Consider the following 25,343-nt stretch of genomic DNA (forward strand, 5'->3'; position numbering starts at 1 on the left):
CCCAGTCAAGAAGACAGGCGGGCGCCGTTGAGCTTTTCCAATACAGCTAGTGGAGAGATCACCTTGGTAGAGTACGTAGTTTCCCTCGAAAAGCTCGGCGTCCATGATGTAGAGCATGTGGGGGGCAAGAACGCATCCCTGGGCGAGATGATCAGCAATCTTGCCGGTGCCGGCGTGTCCGTGCCGGGCGGCTTTGCCACTACGGCTCAGGCGTATCGTGATTTCCTCGAGCAAAGTGGGCTCAACGACCGCATCCATGCGGCGCTCGACGCCCTGGACGTGGACGATGTCAACGCCCTGGCCAAGACCGGCGCGCAGATTCGCCAGTGGGTGAAGGAAGCCGAGTTCCCGGCGCGTCTGGACGCCGAGATCCGCACCGCCTTCGCCGAAATGGCCAATGGCAACGACAATATGGCCGTGGCCGTGCGCTCTTCGGCCACCGCCGAAGACCTGCCGGACGCCTCGTTCGCCGGCCAGCAGGAAACCTTCCTCAACATCCGCGGCGTGGACAACGTGATCCGTGCGGCGAAGGAAGTGTTCGCCTCGCTGTTCAACGACCGTGCCATCTCCTACCGTGTGCACCAGGGCTTCGACCACAAGCTGGTCGCCCTGTCGGCCGGTGTGCAGCGCATGGTTCGCTCCGAAACTGGTACTGCCGGCGTCATGTTCACCCTCGACACCGAGTCGGGTTTCCGTGACGTCGTGTTCATCACCGGTGCCTACGGCCTGGGTGAAACCGTGGTCCAGGGTGCAGTCAACCCCGATGAATTCTACGTGCACAAGCACACCCTGCAAGCCGGCCGCCCCGCCATCCTGCGCCGTAACCTGGGCAGCAAGGCGATCAAGATGGTCTATGGCGAAGAAGCCAAGGCCGGTCGCTCGGTCAAGACGGTCGAAGTCGATCGCGCCGAGCGTGCCCGCTTCTGCCTGACCGACGAGGAAGTTAACGAACTGGCCAAGCAGGCGATGATCATCGAGCAGCATTACCAGCGCCCGATGGACATCGAGTGGGCCAAGGACGGTGACGATGGCAGGCTGTACATCGTCCAGGCCCGCCCTGAAACGGTGAAGAGCCGCGCCAGCGCCAACGTCATGGAGCGTTACCTGCTCAAGGAAAAAGGCACGGTCCTGGTCGAGGGCCGCGCCATCGGCCAGCGCATTGGCGCCGGCAAGGTCCGCGTGATCAACGACGTGTCCGAAATGGACAAGGTGCAGCCAGGCGACGTGCTGGTCTCGGACATGACCGACCCGGACTGGGAGCCGGTCATGAAGCGTGCCAGCGCCATCGTCACCAACCGCGGCGGGCGCACCTGCCATGCGGCCATCATCGCTCGTGAGCTGGGTATCCCGGCGGTTGTCGGTTGCGGCAACGCTACCCAGATTCTCAAGGATGGCCAGGGCGTGACCGTCTCCTGCGCCGAAGGCGATACAGGCTTCATCTTCGAGGGTGAACTGGGCTTCGACATCAAGCAGAACTCGGTGGACGCCATGCCCGAGCTGCCGTTCAAGATCATGATGAACGTCGGCAACCCGGACCGCGCCTTCGACTTCGCCCAATTGCCCAACGCCGGTGTAGGCCTGGCGCGCCTGGAATTCATCATCAATCGCATGATTGGCGTGCACCCCAAGGCTTTGCTCAACTACGCCGGCCTGCCGGCCGACCTGAAGGACAGCGTCGACAAGCGCATCGCTGGCTACGACGACCCAGTCGGCTTCTACGTGGAGAAGCTGGTCGAAGGCATCAGCACCCTTGCAGCGGCGTTCTATCCCAAGAAAGTGATCGTGCGCCTGTCGGACTTCAAGTCCAATGAGTACGCCAACCTGATCGGCGGCAAGCTGTACGAGCCGGAAGAAGAAAACCCGATGCTGGGCTTCCGTGGGGCCTCGCGCTACATCAGCGAAGCGTTCCGCGATTGTTTCGAGCTCGAATGCCGCGCCCTCAAGCGCGTGCGTAATGAAATGGGCCTGACCAACGTCGAAATCATGGTGCCGTTCGTGCGCACCCTCGGTGAGGCCAGCCAAGTCGTCGACCTGCTGGCTGAAAACGGCCTGGCCCGTGGCGACAACGGTCTGCGCGTCATCATGATGTGCGAACTGCCGTCCAACGCCATCCTGGCCGACGAGTTCCTCGAATACTTCGACGGTTTCTCGATCGGGTCGAACGACCTGACTCAGCTGACGTTGGGTCTGGACCGTGATTCGGGCATCATTGCCCACCTGTTCGATGAGCGAAATCCTGCGGTCAAGAAGCTGCTGGCCAACGCCATCGCAGCGTGCAACAAGGCCGGCAAGTACATCGGCATTTGCGGTCAGGGCCCTTCGGACCACCCAGACCTGGCCAAATGGCTGATGGAGCAGGGCATCGACAGCGTGTCGCTGAACCCGGACTCGGTGCTTGAAACCTGGTTCTACCTGGCCGAAGGCCAAAGCGCGACCTGATACCGAAAAATGCGAGGGGCGTCTGGCGCTCCTCGCCTGGTTTTTTCCAGGGCGAGTTCCAGCGATGGATTTCGCCCTTTTTTGTGCGACAAGCAACCGACCTATGCAAAGCAGCAGTACATTATTTCCCGTCGCCTTGCTCAGTGCCGAGCGCCGCGGCGACCTCAGTGAAGATGTCTATCGCATCAAGGCCGGCCTGGGTCCCGACCCCAGCGTGGAGCTGGCCGTGACTCGCCTGGGCCTGGCTGATCAGAGCAGCGCCCAGGGTATCCCGGTCATCCTGCTGCATGGCAGCTTTTCCAATCGGCGTTTCTGGTATTCACCCAAGGGGGGTGGCCTCGGGGCTTACCTGGCCCGGGCCGGCTTCGATGTGTGGATTCCCGAGATGCGTGGGCACGGGCTGTCGCCGCGCAATCGGGATTGGGCACAGAACACGGTGGCAGCCTATGCGCGTGATGACGTGCCGGCCATCGGTGCCTTCGTGCATGAGAAAGCAGGCAGGGCGCCACTGTGGATAGGGCATTCGTTGGGCGGCACCACGCTGGCGGTCGCCCTGGGTAGCGGCGCATTGGCTGCGCAGCATGTAGCGGGCGTGGCGCTGTTCGGTTCCCAGGTAAGCCGCAGTTACTGGCCGTTGAAAGTGCCTCCGGTGGTGTGGGGCGTGCGCTGGCTGCTTCGCCGCTGGGGGCACCTGTCTGGCGCGCGCTTTGGGCGCGGCCCAGAGGATGAACCCGTCGGCCTTGCCTTTGAACACATGCGCTGGCACGGCTTGTTTGGGCGTTTTGGCGACAAGCAGGGTGATTGGTGGGCAGGCCTTGCGCAAGTCGACGTGCCGACGCTTGCCGTGGCCGCCGCGGCCGACCCGCAGAGCCCTCCGTGGGCCTGCCGCATGTTGTTCGAGCAATTCGGGGGGGCACGCAAGCAGTTCCTCTGCCTTGGGCCTGCGGCGGGCTTCGATGCCTTTGGCCATGCGGACATGCTGGCCAGCCAGGCTGCCCACGTGCAGGTATGGCCGCTGGTAGAACGCTGGCTACGTGAGCCCGGGTTGCCGGTGCATGCCTCCATCGAGGTCTTGGCGCTTGTGCCAGCGGTATGAAAGGCGCTGACCGAGCGGTCTCGGGTGACTGCGGTGTGCTCCAAGGTGTAGCCTTGGCCCACAATCGCTTTCGTTGTGACTGACAGGAGCTTGCTATGCAGCATTACGTAACGCCCGACCTGTGTGACGCCTACCCGGACCTCGTGCAGGTGCTGGAGCCGATGTTCAGCAACTTTGGTGGCCGTGATTCGTTCGGCGGCCAGATCGTCACCATCAAGTGCTTCGAGGACAACTCGCTCGTGCGTGAGCAGGTCGAGCTCAATGGCCGGGGCAAGGTGTTGGTGGTCGACGGCGGCGGTTCGCTGCGTCGCGCCCTGTTGGGCGACATGCTCGCCGAGAAAGCGGCTAAAAACGGCTGGGAAGGCTTGGTGATCTACGGCTGCGTACGCGACGTCGATGCACTGATCCAGACCAACGTAGGTGTGCAGGCACTGGCCAGTCACCCGCTCAAGACCGACAAGCGTGGCATTGGCGACCTCAACGTCGTGGTGAATTTCGCGGGCGTTACTTTCAGGCCCGGTGAATACGTCTACGCCGACAACAACGGCGTACTGGTCTCGCCAAGCCCGCTGCAGATGCCGGAGTGACGCGCCGCAGGCGCTGATGGAGCTTTGATGTTCGAGGAAGACAACGCGCAGTGGGGGCTGGTGCATGCCCTGGTGCTCGACGGCAAGGGCGGGGCACGCGCCATCGCCCGTACCGAGCTGGGCGACTTGCAACTGCAGCCAGAGCAAAGCCTCTGGTTGCACTGGGATCGCAGTCATCCCCAAACCCGGTCTTGGCTGCTGAGCGAAAGTGGCCTCAGTGAATTCGCCTGTGAGCTGTTGCTTGAAGAGAACACGCGGCCGCGCTTGCTGCCGATGGCCGACGAGCAATTGCTGCTCTTTTTGCGCGGGGTCAACCTCAACCCTGGCGCCGAGCCTGAAGACATGGTTTCGGTACGCATCTTCGCCCAGGCCCAGCGCGTGATTTCCCTGCGCTTGCGCCCGCTGAGGGCCAGCGACGAAATCCTGCTGCAGCTGGAGCAGGGCAGGGGGCCCAAGACCGCTTCCGAGCTGCTGTTGCTGATGGGCGAGCTGCTAACCGAGAAAGTCCAGGGTTTGGTCAGCGACCTGTCCGAGCTGGTCGACCTCGAGGAAGAAAAGGTAGAGGCTGACGAGCGCCACCTACCTGACCAGGGCAGCTTGCAGCAGATCCGCCGCCGCGCGGCCGGGCTGCGACGCTTTTTGGCCCCGCAGCGCGACATCTATGCACATCTTTCACGCAGCAAGTGGAGCTGGTTTGCCGAGGTCGACGCCGATTACTGGAACGAGCTGAACAACAGCCTGATCCGCTACCTCGAGGAGCTCGAACTCACCCGCGAACGTGCGGCACTGGTGCTCGAGAGCGAAGACCGCCGCCGCAGCGAACGCATGAACCGCACCATGTACCGGTTCGGCATCATCACCTGCATCTTTTTGCCAATGAGCTTCATCACCGGGCTACTGGGCATCAACGTGGGTGGCATTCCTGGGGCGCAGAACCCTTATGGGTTTCTCCTGGCGTGCCTGGTGGTAGTGGGGCTGGCAGCAGGGCAGTGGTGGTTGTTCCGGCGCTTGCAGTGGGTATAGCCACCAGCGCGGCGGCGGCCTGGTCGACGCAAGGTGTGACCCGTCGCCAAGCCGTCTCGTCTCTTGCTGATACTACGCGAGGTGCCCATGCACGATCCGTTTGAACAATCCCTGCGTGACCTGCTCAAGGCATCCCCGTCCGGCAATGACCGCCATGACCAGGATGATGCCGCCTGCCTGGGTCGCGTGCTCAAGACCGCCAACCGCCAGGTTGGCGCCGGTGATCTGTTCAGCTTGCTTGGCCGTTGGAGCCAGGCGCTGATGATCGCCATCAACAATGGCTCGGCGCACGTCGCGCCGGTGCGTAGACATTCTTCCCGCAACGCTGCCGCTGGCAGCAAAGCTGATAAGGCCGACTGAATATGGAACTCGATCTCTGGACCCAGAGCCTGGTCACCGCCATGACCGCCCTATGGACCAAGGTGGCGAACTTCATCCCCAACCTGTTCGGCGCGTTGGTCGTGGTGCTGCTGGGCTTCGTGGTAGCCAAACTGCTCGATACCTTGCTCTCCAAACTGCTGGCCAAGCTTGGCCTCGATCGCCTGATGGCTGGTACGGGTCTGACTAAGATGCTGGGCCGGGTTGGCATTCAGGTACCGATTTCTACGCTGATTGGCAAGATCGTCTACTGGTTTGTGCTGCTGATCTTCCTGGTGTCGGCCGCCGAGTCGCTGGGCCTGGAGCGCGTCTCCGCCACGCTCGACATGCTGGCCTTGTATCTGCCCAAGGTATTCGGTGCCGCGTTGATATTGCTCGCGGGCGTTCTTCTGGCGCAGGTGGCCAACGGCCTGGTGCGCGGCGCCGCCGAAGGCGTAGGGCTTGAGTACGCCGCAGGGCTTGGGCGCATCGTTCAGGGCCTGGTGATCATCATCAGCATTTCAGTGGCTATCAGCCAGCTGGAGGTCAAGACTGACCTGCTCAACCATGTGATCGTCATCGGCCTGATTACCGTTGGTCTGGCCGTTGCGCTGGCCATGGGCCTGGGTAGCCGCGAAATCGCTGGTCAGATCCTGGCCGGCATTTATGTCCGCGAGTTGTTCCAGGTGGGCCAGCAGGTGCGCATTGGCGAGGTCGAAGGGCATATCGAGGAGATTGGCACGGTCAAGACGGTGATCCTCACCGACGATGACGAGCTGGTTTCCCTGTCCAACCGGGAATTGCTCGAGCAGCGGGTCAATAGCCGCTGACCGAACAAAGCTGTTAATGTATGTCGCCGCAAAAACCGGCCCCCCCCCCGGGGGCGCTTGCGGCGACATTGACCTGACTGTCGGCCAGATCCGTTTTGAATAAAGTTCCCACGCCGCCCATGCGCTACGACCCCCGCGAACTCACCGACGAAGAGTTGGTGGCGCGCTCGCATGAGGAGCTGTACCACGTCACTCGCGCGTATGAAGAGCTCATGCGTCGCTACCAGCGAACCCTGTTCAACGTGTGTGCACGTTATTTGGGGAACGACCGGGACGCGGACGATGTCTGTCAGGAAGTGATGTTGAAAGTGCTCTATGGCCTGAAGAATTTCGAGGGAAAATCCAAATTCAAGACCTGGCTTTACAGCATCACCTACAATGAATGCATCACCCAGTACCGCAAGGAGCGCCGCAAGCGCAGGTTGATGGATGCCCTGAGCCTGGACCCCGTCGAAGAGGCGTCCGAGGACAAGGCACCCAAGGCCGAAGAAAAGGGCGGGCTGGACAAGTGGCTGGTCCATGTGAACCCGATCGATCGGGAAATCCTGGTGCTGCGATTCGTCGCCGAACTGGAGTTTCAGGAGATCGCGGACATCATGCACATGGGGCTCAGCGCGACGAAAATGCGTTACAAGCGTGCGCTTGACAAGCTTCGGGAGAAATTTGCCGGTCTCGATGAAACTTAACGACCAGCAAATATCTCTAACGAACCGGCGAGTTCTGCTAGACTCGCCGACGAGTTGTCCCCCCGGTTTTGGTGGGACTGCTTAACTATCACCAGATGGGGATTTAACGGATGAAACTGAAAAACACCTTGGGCTTGGCCATTGGTTCGCTCGTAGCCGCCACCTCGATTGGCGCTATGGCACAAGGCCAAGGCGCCGTCGAAACTGAAATCTTCTACAAGAAAGAATTCTTCGACAGCCAGCGCGACTTCAAAAACGACGGTAACCTGTTCGGCGGCTCCATCGGTTACTTCCTGACCGACGACGTTGAACTGCGTCTGGGCTACGACGAAGTCCACAACGCTCGTGGCGACGACGGCAAGAACATCAAGGGCTCCAACACTGCCCTGGACGCCGTTTACCACTTCAACAACCCGTACGACGCCATCCGTCCGTACGTTTCCGCTGGTTTCTCGCACCAGTCGATCGGCCAGACCGGCCGCGGTGGTCGTAACCACTCCACCTTCGCCAACGTTGGCGCTGGCGCCAAGTGGTACATCACTGACATGTTCTACGCCCGTGCCGGCGTTGAAGCTCAGTACAACATCGACCAAGGCGACACCGAGTGGGCTCCAAGCGTTGGTGTTGGTCTGAACTTCGGCGGTAGCCCGAAGAACCAGGCTGCTCCTGCACCTGCTCCAGTTGCTGAAGTCTGCTCCGACTCCGACAACGACGGCGTTTGCGACAACGTCGACAAGTGCCCAGACACCCCGGCTAACGTCACTGTTGACGCCGACGGCTGCCCGGCTGTTGCCGAAGTCGTTCGCGTTGAGCTGGACGTCAAGTTCGACTTCGACAAGTCGGTCGTTAAGCCAAACAGCTACGGCGACATCAAGAACCTGGCTGACTTCATGAAGCAGTACCCACAGACCACCACCGTGGTTGAAGGTCACACTGACTCCGTAGGTCCAGACGCTTACAACCAGAAGCTGTCCGAGCGTCGTGCTAACGCTGTCAAGCAGGTTCTGACCCAGCAGTACGGCGTAGAATCCAGCCGTGTTGACTCGGTTGGCTACGGCGAAACCCGTCCGGTTGCCGACAACGCCACCGAAGAAGGCCGTGCTATCAACCGTCGCGTTGAAGCTCAGGTAGAAGCCCAGGCCAAGTAATTGGTTTGAAGCTTCATGAAAAACCCGGCCTCGGCCGGGTTTTTCTTTGCCTGCCTGACAGCATGTGATGTCTAGCAGGCAAGCACTGGTATAAGGCCCAACCAAGGCAGCGTTTGCCTGCTGCACATTTGTCTATACGTTCACCTGCAGCAAACCTGCAGGCCAACATCGGGCTGTCCTGTCCCGTCAGCGATGGCTATAATCGCCCCCTCACTCACCCCGAGTCTTGTCTGCCCATGTATAACCTGGCCCGCCAGCTGCTGTTCAAACTGTCACCGGAAACTTCTCATGATCTGTCGTTGGACCTGATCGGTGCCGGCGGCCGACTTGGCGTGAACGGCAAGCTGTGCAAGCGCCCGGCCTCATTGCCGGTCAAGGTCATGGGCCTTGATTTTGCAAATCCGGTAGGCCTGGCGGCCGGCCTGGACAAGAACGGTACGGCCATTGACGGCTTCGCCCAGCTGGGTTTCGGGTTCGTCGAGATCGGCACCGTCACGCCTCGCCCGCAACCGGGCAACCCCAAACCGCGCCTGTTCCGCTTGCCAGAGGCAACTGCCATCATCAACCGCATGGGTTTCAATAACCTGGGTGTTGATCATCTGCTGGGCCGTGTAAGCGCTGCCCGTTACAAGGGCGTGCTGGGTATCAATATCGGCAAGAACTTCGATACCCCCGTCGAGCGTGCGGTGGACGATTACCTGATCTGCCTGGACAAGGTCTACAGCGCGGCCAGCTATGTCACGGTCAATGTCAGCTCTCCAAACACACCGGGGCTGCGCAGCCTGCAGTTCGGAGATTCGCTCAAGCAATTGCTCGATGCCTTGGCAGAGCGGCGGGCGCAGCTGAGCGTGCGTCATGGCCGGCACGTTCCCTTGGCCATCAAGATTGCCCCTGACATGAGCGATGAAGAAACGGCACTGGTAGCCGCTGCGCTTGTGGATTCAGGCATGGACGCGGTCATCGCGACCAATACCACGCTCGGGCGTGAGGGCGTGGAGGCGCTGCCTTATGGCGGTGAAGCGGGCGGACTCTCAGGTGCGCCAGTGCGCCAGAAAAGCACGCGTATCGTCCAGGTATTGGCCGGTGAAATGGGCGGCAAGCTGCCGATCATCGCAGCTGGGGGCATCACGGAAGGAAAGCATGCGGCGGAAAAAATCGCCGCAGGTGCGAGCCTGGTGCAGATTTACTCAGGCTTCATCTACAAAGGGCCGGCACTCATTCGTGAAGCCGTGGACGCCATCGCCGCCATGCCCAAGCGGTAAGCCCGCCCATAAAAAAGGGCCCCTTGATGGGGCCCTTGGGCCTCAGCCCGCCGCCCTGGTGGGGCGTGCCTGGTAAATCGGATGAATGTCCTCTATCAGCCTACGGCGTGATTTTCGTTGAGCCTGTGGATACCGGCGGTGCCAGTCATACCGTCCCAGTTGTCACCACGGCCCTCCCGCCAGCCGTTGATCCAGGCTTGACGAACAGATGGCAGGGTAAAGGGGCAAAGCTCCCGGGATTTGCCGGTGACTCCATATTGGTAGCCACGTGAAAATGCTCTTTCCAACGGATCACGCTTAAGTCTTCTCATAGGGTGTTGCCCTCACTTGTTGACTGTAATGTCCCGTCGGCCTCCTGGAGGCCGGGCAGAATCGTTCTGCCGGTGTGGGCTCGCTGCCGGCGTCGCGAGCCTGAAGTGCCGCTTCGTTGCGATGCGGCCTGTGTTCAGTTCTAACCAATGCGGGTTACGGTGGGAATGATCGATTTGTCATAAGCACGTAACCTTTCCGAGGGTCAGGGGATAAGTAAATAAATGCGACTCATCCTTATTCCCGCTGTAAGCCCGCAGAATCAAGGGTTCGTCGAAGTTTGGCGCCATTTTGCCATCGCCCTTGCGAAGCGTTTGAAATAGCTCGAAATGCGACGAAGGGTCACATCGGCCCCGGCTTCGCAAGAATTTTATGTACTGCTCGATGATCTAAGCTGTCTGTGCCGTCAGGCAGAGATGGGTAAGTCGGGCGGCCCGGTCATTGCGCCTCCGCAAGGGGCAGATGGCCACTTGCACACCTGTTGAAAAGGCGTGCAGGTAAACAGGGCGTTGCGATGCGTCGCAGCGCCAGTCTAATAGCCCTAATGTGCTGGATAACTCATGTCGGACCGTTTCGAACTCTACCTCACTTGTCCCAAAGGCCTTGAAAGCCTGCTTGCAGAAGAGGCCCGCAGCCTGGGTCTGGACGAGGTCCGTGAACACACCTCGGCCATCCGCGGGGCTGCCGACATGGAGACAGCCTACCGCTTGTGCCTGTGGTCTCGGTTGGCAAACCGCGTATTGCTGGTACTCAAGCGTTTTTCCATGAAAAACGCCGACGACCTGTATGACGGTGTCAACGCCGTGGAGTGGGCTGATCACCTGGCCGCTGACGGTACCCTGGCAGTTGAGTTCAGCGGTCATGGGTCGGGGATCGACAATACCCATTTCGGCGCCCTCAAGGTCAAGGATGCCATTGTCGACAAACTGCGCAACCGTGACGGGCTACGCCCGTCGGTGGAGAAGATCGACCCGGATGTGCGCGTCCACCTGCGCCTTGACCGGGGCGAAGCGATCCTGTCGCTGGACCTTTCCGGCCATAGTCTGCATCAGCGGGGTTATCGCCTGCAGCAAGGTGCAGCACCGCTCAAGGAAAACCTCGCCGCCGCGGTGTTGATTCGCTCCGGCTGGCCACGCATCGCGGCCCAGGGCGGCGCACTGGCCGACCCCATGTGTGGTGTCGGCACCTTCCTGGTCGAGGCGGCCATGATCGCCGCGGACATCGCTCCCAACCTCAAGCGTGAGCGTTGGGGGTTCACGGCGTGGCTGGGCCATGTGCCCGCGCTCTGGCGCAAGGTGCATGAACAGGCGCAGGCGCGCGCCGAAGCTGGCCTGGCCAAACCTGCGTTGTGGATCCGCGGCTATGAAGCCGATCCTCGCTTGATTCAGCCAGGGCGCAACAACGTCGAGCGTGCAGGCCTGAGCGATTGGGTGAAGATCTATCAAGGCGAAGTGAGCACATTCGAGCCGCGCCCGGACCAGAACCAGAAAGGCTTGGTCATCAGCAACCCACCCTACGGGGAGCGTCTGGGTGACGAAGCCAGCCTGCTTTACCTTTACCAGAACCTTGGCGAACGCCTGCGTCAGGCATGCATGGGTTGGGAAGCTGCCGTCTTTACCGGCGCTGCGCAGCTGGGCAAGCGCATGGGTCTGCGTAGCCACAAGCAGTACGCATTCTGGAACGGTGCACTGCCCTGCAAACTGCTGTTGTTCAAGGTCCAGCCGGACCAGTTCGTCACCGGCGAGCGCCGGACCGAACAGGCGCAAGCACCGCAAGCACACGAGCCGGCGCCATTGGCCAGCGAGCCTGCACGCCTGTCCGAGGGTGCGCAGATGTTCGCTAACCGCCTGCAGAAAAACCTTCGGCAACTGGGCAAGTGGGCTCGCCGCGAACAGGTCAGCTGTTACCGTCTGTACGATGCGGATATGCCCGAATACGCCCTGGCTGTAGACGTGTATCAGGACTGGGTGCACGTGCAGGAATACGCGGCACCGCGTTCGATCGACCCCGACAAGGCACAGGGTCGTCTGCTCGACGCGCTGGCGGCCATCCCCCAGGCCCTTGGTATTTCGCCTCAACGCGTAGTGCTCAAGCGCCGGGAGCGTCAAAGCGGAACCCGCCAGTACGAGCGCCAGGGCACGGAAGGTCGTTTTCAGGAAGTGTCGGAAGCTGGGGTCAAGCTGCTGGTCAATCTTACCGACTACCTCGATACCGGCCTGTTTCTGGACCATCGGCCGATGCGCGTACGCATTCAGCGTGAGGCGGCCGGCAAGCGTTTCCTGAACTTGTTCTGCTATACCGCGACGGCGACTGTACATGCCGCCAAAGGCGGGGCGCGCAGCACCACCAGTGTCGACTTGTCGAAAACCTATCTGGACTGGGCGCGGCGCAACTTGGCGCTCAACGGCTTTTCAGAGCGCAATCGTCTGGAGCAGGGCGATGTCATGGCGTGGTTGGAGGCCGAACGTGAAAGCTACGACCTGATCTTCATCGACCCGCCCACGTTCTCCAACTCCAAGCGCATGGAAGGTGTGTTCGACGTCCAGCGCGACCACGTTCAGTTGCTGGACTTGGCGATGGCGCGTCTGGCCCCAGGTGGCGTGCTGTATTTTTCCAACAACTTCCGCAAGTTCCAGCTCGACGAGCACCTGTCTGCTCGTTACGCCGTGGAAGAAATCACCGCCCAGACGCTTGACCCGGACTTCGCCCGCAACAACCGCATCCACCGTGCCTGGAAGCTGCAGTTGCGTTGATGCGCCGTTGCCTGTGCCCTTGCGGGGCACAGGCCATGCAGGTCACTTGGCGGCTGTACTGGCGCCTGCGCTGGGCTGGCGGTAGAGGTCCAGCAGCACCTGGTCAAGCACTTGAGAGGCGCCCCACGGTTTGGGGTCGTTGAGGATGGCGGCCACTGCCCAGGTATGGCCGTTGCTGTCACGGCTGAAACCAGCGATTGCGCGTACGGTGTTGAGCGTACCGGTCTTGATGTGGCCCTCACCGGTCATGGCGGTACGCTTGAGCCGTTTGCGCATGGTGCCATCCATACCCACCAGCGGCAGCGAGCTCATGAACTCGGCAGCGTAAGGGCTTTTCCAGGCCGCTTGCAGCATGGCTGCCATCTCACGAGTGCTCACGCGCTCGGCCCGGGATAGGCCTGAGCCGTTTTCCATCACCAGATGCGGTGCAGTGATGCCTTTCTTGGCCAGCCACTGGCGCACGACACGCTGCGCGGCACGGGCGTCATCGCCATCGGCATCGGTCCGGAACTGGGCACCCAGGCTCAGGAACAGCTGCTGAGCCATGGTGTTGTTGCTGTACTTGTTGATGTCACGGATGATTTCAACCAAGTCCGGTGAGAATGCACGCGCAAGCAACCGGGCGCTTTTGGGCACGTTTTCGATGCGATCGGCACCTTGGATGGTACCCCCCAGCTCGCTCCAGATGGCACGTACCGCACCGGCGGCATAGGTCGGGTGATCGAGCAGCGAGAGGTAGGTCTGGGAGTTGCAGCCATCGCCCAGTTGACCACTGACAGTCACGGTGATGCCGTCCGGCTGTGGCACGGGGTTGTAGCGTACGTCGCCTGCGCAATTCTTGCTGTTGACAGCCTTGACCTGGTTGTCGATGCGAATGCTGGCAATCGGCGGCTCCACGGCAACGCTGACCCTGCCCCCATCGTTGCGAGCCACGAAGCGCAAGGCCTTGAGATTGACCAGCAATGCGTCAGGCTTCACCAGGAACGGCTTGTTCTGGTCACCTCCGTCGTCATTGAATTGCGGCAGGTTGGGCTGCACGAAATGGCTGCGGTCAAGCACCAGGTCACCTGTAATGGTGCGCACACCGTTGGCGCGCAGGTCACGCATCAGCAACCACAGCTTTTCCATGTTCAGCTTCGGATCGCCTCCACCTTTGAGATAGAGGTTGCCGTTGAGTACACCGTTGCTGAGCGTGCCGTCGGTGAAGAACTCGGTTTTCCACTGGTAGGTCGGCCCCAGCAGCTCCAGGGCAGCATAGGTGGTGACCAACTTCATGGTCGAGGCAGGGTTCACGGACACGTCGGCGTTGAACACCGTGGCTGTGCCGGGGCCATCCAAGGGCAGCATCACCAATGACAATGCCGTGTCTTGTAGCTTATTGGCCTTGAGTGCCTGCTGCACCTTGGGTGGAAGGCTTGTATTGACCGCAGCGGCCTGGCTGGTCAGGGCCAAAGGCAGCAACAGGCCGGCGAGTAGGATGGGGCGGAGCGTTTTGATCATGATCAACGGATACCCTGCAAAGAGGAGAAAGGGCATTGGGGCTGTAGAGGAATGATGGCCCCAGAACGAATGCACACGCATTATGCCCCAAGCCCCCCGGGGTTGCGCCAGTTCGATGCACATGGGTTTCACATCGGACCGCTACGGTGAGTGTGTTCTGCACTGCGGCTTGTGCGCAGACCCGAAAGTAAAAAGGCCACCCCTGGGGGTGGCCTTCTGCGAACGAACCCGACAGAGATTACTCCGCCTTGTTGATCGGCTTTTCCGGGTACCAGGCGTCGAGCAGTGGGCTGACTTCGACCTTGGTCAGTTCGCTGCGGCCTTTGAGCCAGCTTTCGACGGCAGCGCGCTGCTCTTCGGTGACCGAGCCACGCTTGACCGAGCACACCAGGCCGTAATCGTCACCGCCGACATAGTCGAGGCCGTTGGCATCCATGGCTTCGGCAAGGAACGCGTCGAGGAATGCATCGATTGCCTGGTCATCCAGATCCTCTTTGAATTCCAGGTTCAGCTCGAAGCCCAATTCCTGAAACTCGTCGACACACAGCTTCTTGCGCAGACGACGGGAGCGGTTTGTGGCCATGAAACAATCCTCTTAGGTAATAACGCCGCGCAGTCTATCAGTTAACACGCCCGGTTGCCCGCCTGCGTGCACGTGGTTGTCGACAAGTCCAGCGTCAGCGCTCGGTGCACACGGCGCATGTGCCTGCCCAAGGCTTGTCGTCGCACTCGCACTTGGGCAGGGGTGAGGTCCTCATTTTCAAGGGCGGCGCAGGCTCGCATCAGCGCTGCCGCTTCCAGCATGCGTGCTGCGCTCAGAATTTTATGCGCTTGGGCGGCGATGGCCTGTTGATCTTGATCAGGCTTCAGGTCCATCAAGAGCGTGAAGTCTGTCTCCAGGCTTTGTTGCAGCGTCTGGAGGAATCGCAGATGATCAGCCGGGTCATGCCCAACCACCGCGCTGAGCCCATCCAGGCAATAGGGTTTGCGTCGGTTCTTTTTTCGGCGCTGCATGTTCACTGCTGCAAGGTGCTGACTCAGGGTGCTGAGGCTGATGGGCTTGAGCAGGCAATCGTCCATGCCCGAGTCAAGGCATTTGCGCCGTACCTCGGGTTGTGCGTTGGCGGTATAGCCCAGGATCATGCAGCGCCTGCGTCCTGTTCGCTGCTCTTCGGCACGCACCGCAGTCGCCAGTTGGTAGCCGTTCATGTGGGGCATGTTGCAATCGAGCACCAGCACATCGAAGTCGCCTGCTCGCCATGCCGTCAGGCCTTCGCGACCGTCCTCGGCCGTCGCATGCTGCAGCCCGAGATAACCGAGCTGCTGCGCCATCAGTTGCAGGTTAGCAGGGTGATCATCGATCACCAGCACCTTGAGGTGGGGGTCGAGTGCCTTCAAGCGCTCGGCAGCCAGTACCGGTGCCGATTGCACTGCAGTGTCAGCCTGTTGCAGCGGCATCTTCACCCGGACTTGAGTGCCCAGGCCTTCCAGGCTCTTGATACTGAGGTCGGCCCCCATCATTTCGCACAGTGTTCGGCAGATGGTAAGGCCCAGCCCGGTGCCCGCGCGTGCGCCCTGACTGTGCGGGTTCGCCTGAACGAACGGATGGAACAGGCGTTCCATGTCGTCCGGGTGGATACCGATGCCGCTGTCGCGCACCTCCATGTCCAACAGCGAGCTGGCGCTGTCTTCCTTCTGTAGTAGCTTGGCGTGGATGCGTACCTGCCCATGCTCGGTGAACTTGATGGCGTTGCTTACCAGGTTGGAAAGCACTTGCTTGAAACGCAAGGGGTCCAGCAGGACATGACAACGTGCCGCGGGCTCGATGATGACTTCCAGCGCCAACCCTTTCTGCCTGGCCTGGCCTTCGAATATGCGCCCTACCGACTCGAGCAATTCAGCCAGATCGACCACTTCAGGGACCAGCGTGAGGTGCCCTGACTCTATGCGCACGATGTCCAGGATATCGCCAATCAAGCCAAGCAGGTCCTTGGCCGAATGGTGGGCCAGCTGAAGGGCGCCGCGATCGACCTGGCCCTGCTCGGCGCGCTTGACGGCGAGTTCGAGCATGCCGATGACCGCGTTCATGGGCGTGCGGATTTCATGACTGATGGTGGCCAGGAACGTGCTCTTGGCCCGGTTGGCGTCATCGGCCTGCTGCTTGGCTTGACGCAACTCGTTGACCAGCTGGCGACGGTCGCTGATATCGATCCATCCGCCAATGATGCCCTGTACCTCGCCCAACGAATCCCGGTAGGGCAGGATCCAGTGGTAGATGGTGATTTCCCGGGCCTTGATGCGCAAGGGACGGTCCATGATCAACGGCGTACCAGCCGCCATCACCTTGGCGTAGTCGTTCTGGATTTGTCGGGTCTGTTCGCAGTCGGCAAACAGGCTGCTCTCCAGTTGCTTGCCCAGGACCTCCTCGGCGCTGGCCTGAACCGCTTCGAGGTAGCTGTAGTTGCAGCTTTGCAGGCAGCCTTCTCGATCACGGACGTACATCGGGTGTGGCGTACCGTTGAGCAATGCGCGCATGAATGCCACCTGATCGTTCAGGGCGCGCTCTGCTTGCTGGCGTTGACGGATCTGCAAACGCAGGCGGGCATTCCACAACAGGGCCAGCAACAGCAATACCGCCGCACCCAGGGCTACCAATACCGTCAAGCGGCGCAACCCCTCGCCCTTGGCATCTTCGAACAGGGTGAAGCCTCGCCAGCGGTTGTTGATTACCCCCAGCTCTTCAGGTGAAATGCTCGAAAGTGCCTTGTCCAGAATTGAAATGAGGGTTTTGGAGGGGGTGCTGGTGGCCATTGCATAACTGGCAGGTTCGCTGCCCACTGTGGTGCGGATGATCAGGTCGGGATTGCTGGCCAAGGCGTGGTTGGCGTCGATCAGTGTGGTGATGACCGCATCCACTGCTCCGCTGTTGAGCAGGGCCATGGAGTAGTACGAGCTTTCCGTTTCTATCCAGCCAATTTGCGGGTGGTAGCGCGAGAGCATGGTGTCCAGGGCGCTGTAGCGCGTGATTGCGATCCGCTTCCCACGCAGATCGTCCAGCGAAGTGGCTGCCGCGTTGCCCTTGTGATTGACCAGCACGTAGGTGCTGTCCAGATATGCCTGACTGATCTGCAGATCGTTCTGGTCGATGCTGCCGCTTGCCAGTGCAGCGATCACATCGGCGCGCCCGTCCTTGACCCGGGCAATCATGTCCGCGATGCCACTGGCCCGTTGCACCTCGAAACGCAAGCCCGTACGCAGGCTGATCAGTTCCAGCAGGTCGGCGGTGATGCCGCGGAAATAGCCCGATTTGTCGAAGTAAGACAATGGCGCCGCCGTACCGTCGACAACGACACGCATGACCGGATGACGCTGCAACCACTGCTCTTCGGTACGCGTCAGTCGAAGCTTGCGGTCGGTCAGAAGCAAATCGCTGCCTGCGCTCCAGCGTTTGAATATGCTCGAACGCAGGGCGGGGGACTGACTGTCGAGCGCAGCATTGACCAGCGCGAGCAGTACCGTGTCTTGCTTGCGCAGGGCAAAGCCGAAGCCAAATGCTTCATGGTTGCCAAAGCTGGCCATACGCAGCCTTGGCAGGTGCCCGCGGTTGAGTTGATAGTGGGTGGAAATCGTGTCGCCGATGAAGACATCGGCCTGGCCGAACGCCACCGCATTCAAGGCTTCGCTGGATGATCCGAAGGCCAGGACCTTGGCATCGGGATAGACACTGAGTACTTCTTTCCTCGGCAGGTAGTGATACAGCATGCCAAGGCGCATGCCTGCCAGGCCAGTGTCCAGCGCCCGATGTTCGTCCTCTCGCGTGACCAGCACGGGTTGATCGATGGCGTAGGCGTGCGACAGCACCACGCCTTCATATTTGGCGTCATAGCCGTTGGCGCTGCCCAGCAGATCGATGTCGCCTTGTTTGAGCGCCTGCAGCGCCGCCTGGCGGCTTGGATAGCGCAGCACGCGTACCGGCAGGTCAAGCGCCTTGCCAAGCAGGCTGGCGTACTCTGCGGTAAGGCCTTGATAGTCGCGCCCCCCACTGCTGATGTCAAAAGGTGGATAATCCGGGGCAGAGGTGCCGACCACCAGTTCGTGGCGAGCATTCAGCCATTGCTGTTGTTCAGGGGTGATCGCAGGCATGGCGGGCCGTGCGGTGGAGCGAGCGACCAGGGACAGCTGGGACGCGCCTTGCTGCCCGGCGTTCGCCAGGTTGCCTGGCAGTGTGGCGACCAGGAGCAGGAGGGCGATAAAACGTGCCATGAAGCCCTCAGACCAGTGCGTTGCGCTTAGCCATGTCGATCAGATCGACCAACGTGCTGGCTTCGAGTTTGTGCATGAGGCGTTTCTTGTAGGTACTGACCGTCTTGCTGCTTAGAAACATGCCTTTTGCAATCTCCTTGTTGGTTCGCCCTTGTGCGAAAAGTTGAAGAACCATCAATTCCCGATCATTGACGGTACTTAGAAGTTGCAGGTCGTTGTCAACAGGTGCATGAGTCTGCATCGCCTGGCTGGGAAAGTAGTTATACCCAGCCAAAACCGCCTTGACCGCGCTGAGTAGTTCGCTCAGGTCTTCTTGCTTGCAGACATAGCCCGCTGCCCCTGATTGCATGCAGCGCACTGCGAACAGCGCTGGCGACTGCGCGGTCAGCACAAGGATTTTCTGTGACATTGCCATTGACTGAAACCGTGCCAGTACTTCCAGGCCATCGAGCTTGGGGATGCTGATGTCCAGGATGATCAGGTCTGGATTGGTTTCGCGAATCATCTGCATGGCATCCACGCCATTGTCCGATTCGCCAGCGATTTTGTAATTCTGATTTTCCAGAAGCATGCGCACTGCCAGCCGGATTACCGGATGGTCGTCGACGATGAATATGGAGTACATGTTCTACTTCCCTGCTATCAATGAGGGTGACAGTTGGCACCTTAACCCAGTTGAAAGCGGCAAGTAATGCGGGGGCGGCTCAATAACCGTATATAGGAAATGGCCTACAAATTTAACAAAAACTACTTACGTACGGTTGCATCAACAACCAAAGTCAAACCTTGTTTGTTAGCTGATGTTTATGGTTTGAACTCGGTATCCAAGGTTGGTTGAATTGGATGTAAGTCTTTCCTGATTCAACCGTTTGAAAGCGCAGACCGACAGATTTTCTGCGCATCTTCATGCAGAGCCGGAGCGCCCTGTCATCTCCCGTGCCATTTCGCTTGCGTAGCTGTCGGTCATACCGGCTATGAAATCGATCATGCGCAGAAAAGCCTGATAAAGCGAACCATGGGGGTCGGGGGCATTGTTGCCTAGCAGGTCCAATACCCTACGGCTTTTGAACGAGGGCGTGCGCCCCCCATGTTGCTCCAGTGCGGCGCCACAGAAGGTGTTCAACAGGATTTCCAGCGTGGTGTAGGCACCGATCTCGTGAAGCGTCTTGCGCTTGTCCTGAAAAATCTTGTTTCGCGCCATCGCCTTGGCATGCAGTACGCAACGTTTAGCGGGGCCGTGCATGTGCTCGACAAGATCACCGGTCAAATGGCCGGCGAGCAGTGCTTCCTGCTGTTCCACGAAGGCCTGCGCCGCCGCATTGGTCAGGTGTTCGATAGCCTTGCCGCGCAGGATCGCCAACTTGCGGCGCCTCGAGTCACTTGGACCGAGCTGCCTGTAGGTTTCCGGCAGGTCGCTGCCTACCAGATCGAGCAACAGCGCTTCAACTTCAGCGTACTGCAGAAGCTCCATTTCCAGGCCATCTTCCAGGTCGATCAGGCCATAGCAGATGTCATCGGCAGCCTCCATCAAATACACCAGGGGATGGCGTGCCCAGCGCTGATCGTCTACTTGGGGCAGGCCCAGGCGAGCTGCAATCTGTTCCAACAGCGGCAATTCGCTCTGGTAACTCCCGAACTTGTGCTTTTTGTAGCCCAAGGCATCGGCATGACGCGCGCTCCAGGGGTACTTGAGGTAGGTTCCGAGGGTGGCATAGGTCAAGCGGGTGCCCCCATCGAACTGGTGGTATTCCAGCTGCGTCAGTACCCGAAAGCCTTGCGCATTGCCCTCGAAATTGAGGAAGTCGGCACGTTCATCGTCGCGCATGTCGTCCAGCCAACCACGATTGGCGGCCTGCTGAAACCAATGACGGATGGCATCTTCACCGGAGTGTCCGAAGGGGGGATTACCGATGTCATGGGCAAGGCAGGCCGACTGCACCACCATGCCCAAGTCACTCGGTTCACACCAGTCAGGCAAGCTTGTACGCAGGGTTTCCCCAACGCGCATGCCAAGGGAGCGGCCTACGCAACTCACCTCCAGCGAGTGCGTCAGGCGCGTGTGAATGTGATCGTTGCTGGTGACAGGATGAACTTGCGTCTTGCGCCCCAGGCGACGAAATGCGCCGGAGAAAATAATGCGGTCATGGTCTTTGTGAAACGGGCTGCGTCCCAATTCTTCAGCACTGTACTGAGCTTTGCCCAAGCGTTCGCGGGTGAGCAGGGTATGCCAATCCAAGGCGCAGTCTCCAGAAGGGGTTGCAGCGAAGCATACGCCGTGTCAGTGGTTCTTGTCCGCGATCAACCACAGACACGGCGTGAGGTGAGGATCACCGGCGGCGACGGTTGCTCTGCATGAAAAGCTTGACCAAGGGAATCAGGCTGGCACCTAGGCGGACAAGGCGGGGAAGACCACCACTTCGAACGCCCTTGCCTGTCAAAAAGCCCATGGCCACTACCGCCCCTATGCCCCACAAGGGTGCATGCTTGATGCCAAGCCCGGCATGGAGCGAGCTCCCCATGCCGCGTATGCGCCGCACAGGCTCGAGCAATTGGCCGGTTTCATGGCGGATTTCCTGGCGGTGCATTTCCATGCGCAGGCGCAGCAGCGCTTTGCGCAGTTCACGCGGATTACGTGTATTGGGCAAGTCAGGCAGGTTCATGGCAGAAGGCGCTCCCGATCTTTGGCCAGTTCCTCAAGCGTGGAGTGGAAGGGCGAGGACTCGTCGAACACCGCGCCTTTCAGGCGCAGGCCACAGTACAGCGCTGCCAGTCCATAGAACACGCACAGACCAATTATGCCGGCCAGGCGATAAGTGTCCCAGAGCAGAACAAGCACCAACCCGGAAAGCGCTGTCAACAGCAGCAGCGCGAAAACCAGTGCCAGGCCTGCGAACAGCAACAGGCGCAGGGTTCGTCCTTTCTGCTCCTGCAGTTCGATGCCGAACAGTTCTATATGGCTGTGCAGCAGCCCAAGAACAGCTGCACCGAGCCGCTTGCCGGTGGCACCGGTGCCGATGGCGTCATTGTCCATGAAAACCCCTTAACGACGGTTCGCCAGCAGGCCGATGAACAGGCCAACGCCGGCGGCGATACCAATGGCATGCCAGGGTTTTTCCTGGACATACTGCTCGGCGCTGCCCAGTGCCTCCTGGCTGCGTTCGCGCAATGATTCCTGGGTGACTTCCAGCGCCTCGCGTGCCTGCGCCAGGCGCTCGTGCATCTGTTCGCGCAGCACTTGCGCCTGGTCACCTGCCAGGTTGGCGGTATCGGCCAGCAGCTTCTCCGTGTCGCGGACCAGTGCCTGGAAGTCAGCCATCAGTACATCTTGTGCATGCTTTGCCGAATTGCTGGCCATGTGTCTCTCCCTGTCGGTTGATGTTGGTACTTCGAGTGACGTGGCTACTGGAAGGTTCAAGTCAGCACACTGGTACAGGCTTTGCTTGGTTTATGCATCGTTGCAGGGCGCCCTCTCAACACGCTGCGCTGCTTCGGAGCGCGTGCCACCCGCCACGCCTAAACATTAACCCAAATTGCCCAGACTGCCAGATTGGGCTCCCGTCCATTCGTGGCAAGTGCCCATAACAGCCTTGCCAGGCACCGAAGCGGTGCAGCATGGGGGTCGACTGAGCATTGTTGGTGCCGCCGAAAGGTGCTGCTGCTTCATGGATATGACTTCAAGCGCGATTCAGTCTCAGGTAAACGGTTCAAATACGTTGTTCATCCTGGTAGGCGCCATTCTGGTGCTCGCCATGCATGCCGGCTTCGCGTTTCTTGAGGTCGGCACCGTACGCTACAAGAATCAGGTCAACGCCCTGTCCAAGATTCTGAGCGATTTCGCCGTGTCGGCGATCGCCTATTTCTTCGTCGGCTATTGGGTGGCCTACGGGGTTGCGTTTTTCCAGCCTGCCGCAACCCTGGCGGCCGATAATGGCTACGCCTTGGTCAAGTGCTTTTTCCTCCTGACGTTCGCAGCTGCCATACCGGCGATCATCTCTGGCGGGATTGCGGAGCGAGCGCGCTTTGCACCGCAACTGTGCGCCACGGCATTGATCGTGGCACTGGTGTATCCCTTTTTCGAGGGGATAGTGTGGAATGGCAACTTTGGCGTCCAAGCGTGGTTACAGGTGCATGTTGGTGCGCCGTTCCATGATTTTGCCGGCTCGGTGGTGGTACATGCCATGGGCGGCTGGCTGGCGCTGGCTGCGGTTGTGCTGCTGGGCCCCAGACGCGGGCGCTACCGTGAAGGGCGATTGGTCGCGTTCGCGCCCTCGAGCATCCCGTTTCTGGCCTTGGGCTCGTGGATACTGATCATCGGCTGGTTCGGCTTCAACGTGATGAGTGCGCAAACCTTGCAGGGCATCAGCGGCCTGGTCGCTATAAATTCATTAATGGCCATGGTTGGCGGCACGCTGGCCGCGCTGCTGGTGGGTCGCAACGACCCAGGGTTCCTGCACAACGGCCCGCTGGCAGGGCTGGTCGCCATTTGCGCAGGCTCCGACATCATGCATCCCGTGGGCGCGCTGGCTACGGGTCTGGTGGCCGGAGTTCTGTTCGTGTGGGCATTCACCGCCGCGCAGAACCGTTGGAAGATCGATGATGTTCTGGGTGTGTGGCCCCTGCATGGGTTGTGTGGGGTATGGGGCGGTGTCGCCTGCGGTATTTTTGGGCAGGTCTGGATGGGGGGGCTGGGTGGGGTCAGCGTTTACAGCCAACTGCTGGGAAGCCTGGCCGGTGCAGCCGTGGCGCTGCTGGGTGGCCTGGCCGTCTATGGCGTGATCCGCAAGGTACTTGGCTTGCGGCTCAGTCACGAACAAGAGTTTGAGGGGGCAGATTTGTCCTTGCACCGGATAGGCGCTACGAGCCAGGACTGATACTCAACAGATGCAGACGTCAGTAGGACGGCATAGTATAACGGCCTGTGCAACTGAGTGAGGATATGTGCCATGTTGCCTGAATGCCAGCTGTTCGGCACCTTGGGTTGTCATTTGTGCGAGGTGGCTGAGGCCATACTGATGCCTTTTGTCGATCATGGATTGCTCGTCGAACTGGTCGACATTGCCGAAAGCGATGCGCTGTTCGAGCGTTATGGCCTTGCAATCCCCGTGCTGAGACGTCGCGACAATGCGGCGGAATTGCTTTGGCCTTTCGATGCCGAACAAGTAGCGGCCTTTTTGAGGCACCCAAACCCCTAGTGGAGCTTTGACCCTGCTCCACTGCAGAAACATCAATACGATGATCCGATTCAGGCACTGGGCGCAGCCTGAGTGTCGACTCCGCCTTCTGTTATCGGATCTGAACGTCATGTTGCTCACCCCACATTTCACTCTCAACGAAATGACCGTCTCCCAGGTCGCGGCCCGGAACAGTGTTGATAACACGCCTTCCCAACTGATCATCGACAATCTTCGTCTGCTGTGCGAAACCCTTGAACAGGTGCGTGCCCTATGGAACGCGCCGATCATCATCAGCAGCGGATACCGCAGCGAGCAAGTCAACCGGTTGCTCGGCGGCGCCTCCAACAGCCAGCACATGCAGGGGCTCGCCGCTGACTTCACGATCATCGAGCGTTCTCCCAGGGAAACGGTGCACCGTATCAGCACAAGCCCGATCGCGTTCGATCAGCTCATACTGGAATTCGACCGCTGGGTGCACCTGTCTGTAACCCCTGGCGTTCCACGCCGACAGGTGCTCACCCTGCGCAAGGGAGGCGGTTACCTCGCGGGTCTGGTATGAGACGGATTGACGGCAACGGAAGGATGTTCGTATGCTGTACATAAATACAGTATCAAGGTGAGCCCATGCTCAACGTCGAGCAATTGAAGTACAGCGTCAATCGGATGCCCATCGACAGGGTGGCCGATGCTGTCCTGGAGCTTCGGCTTGAAGGCCTGGTCACCGACGACCGCACGCCTTTCGGCAAGGTGCACTTCAACACCTGCTTTGCAGAGGTGGAGGCGCTGTTCCAGCGGGCTGGCTACCACCGGGGGCTGGATGTGGTGGGTTATGAAGGGCTGGTGTATGCGCTGTACGACCCCAGCCGCTGGGAGCCCGTCCAGGTGCTGCGCTGGCTCAAGGCGCGCAGCGAGTCGCTGGCCCAGGCTGGCTGATCGGCGGGGCTTGAAGGATAATACGCCGCCAAGCCAGGTTCCGAGCCCGACGATGACTCCATTCGACCCCGCCCGACTGCAAGCCAGCACGGTATGTCTGCCTCCTGGTCAATGGGCTACGGTGCTCGATTGCTTGTGCGATCACTTCAAGGCCATTGACCGTAGCCAGTGGGTGGACCGTTTTGCCCGGGGACGGGTGCTGAGCGCGGACGGCCAGGCTATTTCGGCCGGTCATCCCTACAAGCGCGGTCTGCGTCTGCACTATTTTCGCGAAGTGCCGAACGAGCGAGTGATTCCCGTGCAGGAAGCGATATTGCATGTGGACGAACACCTGGTGGTAGCTGACAAACCCCATTTTCTGCCGGTCACCCCAGGGGGTGAGTACGTGGAGCAGACCTTGCTGCGCCGTCTCATCCATCGGCTGGACAATCCGCACCTGGTGCCCCTGCACCGCATCGATCGGCACACGGCGGGGCTGGTGCTGTTCTCGGCCAACCCTGAGTCACGCAGCGCTTACCAGCGCTTGTTTCCAGAGCGGCGGATCGAAAAACGCTATCAGGCCATTGCTGCAGCGCTTGGGCAACATACCTTCCCACTGGTACACCGCAGCCGCCTGGAACACGGGGAGCCGTTCTTTCGCATGCATGAGGTGCAAGGGCCGGCCAACAGTGAGACGCACGCCCGCGTATTGGAAAAGAACAAGGAGCAGTGGCGGTATGAGCTCTCGCCTGTCACGGGCAAGACGCATCAGCTGCGGGTGCACATGGCTGCTTTAGGGGCAGGCATCAGTAACGACCCGTTCTACCCGGCATTGCTTGATGTAGAGGATGACTATCAACGGCCGCTGAAGTTGCTGGCGCAAAGCCTGAGTTTCGATGATCCGTTGACCGGGCAGGCCCGTCATTTCGAAACCCGTCTGCGGCTTGACTGGTAGCGTTGATCATGCGAAGGGTCGACGATGCCGACCCCGCGCGGGCTATCCG

The 25,343-nt window shown here is 60.2% G+C and carries 24 protein-coding genes; 15 read left to right on the plus strand and 9 right to left on the minus strand.

Features of this window, described 5'->3' with window-relative positions; all coding sequences use genetic code 11:
• Positions 1–63 precede the first annotated feature (63 nt).
• From ppsA to CWR53_RS07450, 9 genes are all read left to right on the plus strand, one after another.
• Positions 64–2,439: a phosphoenolpyruvate synthase gene (gene ppsA, locus CWR53_RS07410; protein WP_100851155.1), complete on the plus strand. Its 2,376-nt coding sequence runs from the start codon at positions 64–66 to the stop codon at positions 2,437–2,439.
• Positions 2,440–2,542: 103 nt separating this feature from the next.
• Positions 2,543–3,535, plus strand: coding sequence for an alpha/beta hydrolase (locus CWR53_RS07415; RefSeq protein WP_258313217.1), 993 nt, complete (start codon positions 2,543–2,545; stop codon positions 3,533–3,535).
• 95 nt (positions 3,536–3,630) lie between these two features.
• Complete coding sequence (gene rraA / locus CWR53_RS07420; RefSeq protein ID WP_100851157.1) at positions 3,631–4,122, plus strand: ribonuclease E activity regulator RraA; 492 nt, start codon at positions 3,631–3,633, stop codon at positions 4,120–4,122.
• 27 nt (positions 4,123–4,149) lie between these two features.
• Positions 4,150–5,145, plus strand: coding sequence for a zinc transporter ZntB (locus tag CWR53_RS07425; protein WP_100851158.1), 996 nt, complete (start codon positions 4,150–4,152; stop codon positions 5,143–5,145).
• An 87-nt stretch (positions 5,146–5,232) separates the two neighbouring features.
• On the plus strand, positions 5,233–5,505 hold the full coding sequence (locus tag CWR53_RS07430; RefSeq protein ID WP_023533663.1) for a hypothetical protein: 273 nt from the start codon (positions 5,233–5,235) through the stop codon (positions 5,503–5,505).
• A 2-nt stretch (positions 5,506–5,507) separates the two neighbouring features.
• The gene (locus tag CWR53_RS07435; protein WP_027916543.1) at positions 5,508–6,332 is read left to right on the plus strand and encodes a mechanosensitive ion channel domain-containing protein; all 825 of its coding nucleotides are present in this window, start codon (positions 5,508–5,510) and stop codon (positions 6,330–6,332) included.
• A gap of 119 nt (positions 6,333–6,451) precedes the next feature.
• Complete coding sequence (gene sigX, locus CWR53_RS07440; protein ID WP_023533721.1) at positions 6,452–7,018, plus strand: RNA polymerase sigma factor SigX; 567 nt, start codon at positions 6,452–6,454, stop codon at positions 7,016–7,018.
• A 110-nt stretch (positions 7,019–7,128) separates the two neighbouring features.
• Positions 7,129–8,166: an OmpA family protein gene (locus CWR53_RS07445; RefSeq protein WP_023533705.1), complete on the plus strand. Its 1,038-nt coding sequence runs from the start codon at positions 7,129–7,131 to the stop codon at positions 8,164–8,166.
• 236 nt (positions 8,167–8,402) lie between these two features.
• Entirely contained in the window at positions 8,403–9,428 is a 1,026-nt protein-coding gene (locus CWR53_RS07450) for a quinone-dependent dihydroorotate dehydrogenase (RefSeq protein WP_100851159.1), read from the plus strand.
• Positions 9,429–9,523: 95 nt separating this feature from the next.
• Here the strand turns inward: CWR53_RS07450 and rmf are convergent, their stop codons facing one another.
• Positions 9,524–9,739 (minus strand): ribosome modulation factor, encoded by a 216-nt coding sequence (gene rmf / locus CWR53_RS07455; RefSeq protein WP_023533691.1) that lies wholly within the window; start codon positions 9,737–9,739, stop codon positions 9,524–9,526.
• A gap of 558 nt (positions 9,740–10,297) precedes the next feature.
• Between rmf and rlmKL the strand changes: the two genes are divergently transcribed.
• Positions 10,298–12,490 carry a bifunctional 23S rRNA (guanine(2069)-N(7))-methyltransferase RlmK/23S rRNA (guanine(2445)-N(2))-methyltransferase RlmL gene (gene rlmKL, locus CWR53_RS07460; protein ID WP_058604525.1) on the plus strand — a complete coding sequence of 731 codons (2,193 nt, stop codon included), beginning with the start codon at positions 10,298–10,300 and terminating at the stop codon, positions 12,488–12,490.
• 42 nt (positions 12,491–12,532) lie between these two features.
• Here the strand turns inward: rlmKL and dacB are convergent, their stop codons facing one another.
• The 8 genes from dacB to CWR53_RS07500 all read right to left on the minus strand — a co-directional run bounded on the left by dacB (position 12,533) and on the right by CWR53_RS07500 (position 21,608).
• The gene (dacB, locus tag CWR53_RS07465) at positions 12,533–13,990 is read right to left on the minus strand and encodes a D-alanyl-D-alanine carboxypeptidase/D-alanyl-D-alanine-endopeptidase (protein WP_058604526.1); all 1,458 of its coding nucleotides are present in this window, start codon (positions 13,988–13,990) and stop codon (positions 12,533–12,535) included.
• A gap of 238 nt (positions 13,991–14,228) precedes the next feature.
• The gene (locus CWR53_RS07470; protein WP_023533709.1) at positions 14,229–14,573 is read right to left on the minus strand and encodes a YggL family protein; all 345 of its coding nucleotides are present in this window, start codon (positions 14,571–14,573) and stop codon (positions 14,229–14,231) included.
• Positions 14,574–14,614: 41 nt separating this feature from the next.
• The gene (locus CWR53_RS07475) at positions 14,615–18,253 is read right to left on the minus strand and encodes an ATP-binding protein (RefSeq protein ID WP_100851160.1); all 3,639 of its coding nucleotides are present in this window, start codon (positions 18,251–18,253) and stop codon (positions 14,615–14,617) included.
• Positions 18,254–18,260: 7 nt separating this feature from the next.
• Positions 18,261–18,878: a response regulator transcription factor gene (locus CWR53_RS07480; RefSeq protein ID WP_058604528.1), complete on the minus strand. Its 618-nt coding sequence runs from the start codon at positions 18,876–18,878 to the stop codon at positions 18,261–18,263.
• 279 nt (positions 18,879–19,157) lie between these two features.
• Entirely contained in the window at positions 19,158–20,489 is a 1,332-nt protein-coding gene (locus tag CWR53_RS07485; protein WP_058604529.1) for a deoxyguanosinetriphosphate triphosphohydrolase, read from the minus strand.
• A gap of 91 nt (positions 20,490–20,580) precedes the next feature.
• Entirely contained in the window at positions 20,581–20,913 is a 333-nt protein-coding gene (locus tag CWR53_RS07490; protein WP_027916551.1) for a hypothetical protein, read from the minus strand.
• Positions 20,910–21,284, minus strand: coding sequence for a phage holin family protein (locus tag CWR53_RS07495; protein ID WP_100851161.1), 375 nt, complete (start codon positions 21,282–21,284; stop codon positions 20,910–20,912). The genes CWR53_RS07490 and CWR53_RS07495 overlap by 4 nt, the downstream gene beginning before the upstream one ends.
• Before the next feature lie 9 nt (positions 21,285–21,293).
• Entirely contained in the window at positions 21,294–21,608 is a 315-nt protein-coding gene (locus CWR53_RS07500) for a YqjD family protein (protein WP_058604531.1), read from the minus strand.
• A gap of 307 nt (positions 21,609–21,915) precedes the next feature.
• Between CWR53_RS07500 and CWR53_RS07505 the strand changes: the two genes are divergently transcribed.
• The 5 genes from CWR53_RS07505 (at position 21,916) to CWR53_RS07525 (ending at position 25,294) form a co-directional block, all read left to right on the plus strand.
• Positions 21,916–23,124 carry an ammonium transporter gene (locus tag CWR53_RS07505; RefSeq protein WP_058604532.1) on the plus strand — a complete coding sequence of 403 codons (1,209 nt, stop codon included), beginning with the start codon at positions 21,916–21,918 and terminating at the stop codon, positions 23,122–23,124.
• A gap of 72 nt (positions 23,125–23,196) precedes the next feature.
• Entirely contained in the window at positions 23,197–23,445 is a 249-nt protein-coding gene (locus CWR53_RS07510) for a glutaredoxin family protein (protein ID WP_058604533.1), read from the plus strand.
• A gap of 109 nt (positions 23,446–23,554) precedes the next feature.
• Positions 23,555–23,986 carry a D-Ala-D-Ala carboxypeptidase family metallohydrolase gene (locus CWR53_RS07515; protein WP_058604534.1) on the plus strand — a complete coding sequence of 144 codons (432 nt, stop codon included), beginning with the start codon at positions 23,555–23,557 and terminating at the stop codon, positions 23,984–23,986.
• Positions 23,987–24,051: 65 nt separating this feature from the next.
• The gene (locus tag CWR53_RS07520) at positions 24,052–24,360 is read left to right on the plus strand and encodes a hypothetical protein (protein WP_058604535.1); all 309 of its coding nucleotides are present in this window, start codon (positions 24,052–24,054) and stop codon (positions 24,358–24,360) included.
• Between the two features lie 52 nt (positions 24,361–24,412).
• Positions 24,413–25,294, plus strand: a complete 882-nt coding sequence (locus CWR53_RS07525; protein ID WP_058604536.1) for a pseudouridine synthase — start codon at positions 24,413–24,415, stop codon at positions 25,292–25,294.
• Positions 25,295–25,343: the final 49 nt, after the last annotated feature.

Origin of the sequence: Pseudomonas sp. SGAir0191 (genome assembly GCF_002812565.2) — a bacterium.
GTDB lineage: Bacteria > Pseudomonadota > Gammaproteobacteria > Pseudomonadales > Pseudomonadaceae > Aquipseudomonas > Aquipseudomonas parafulva_B.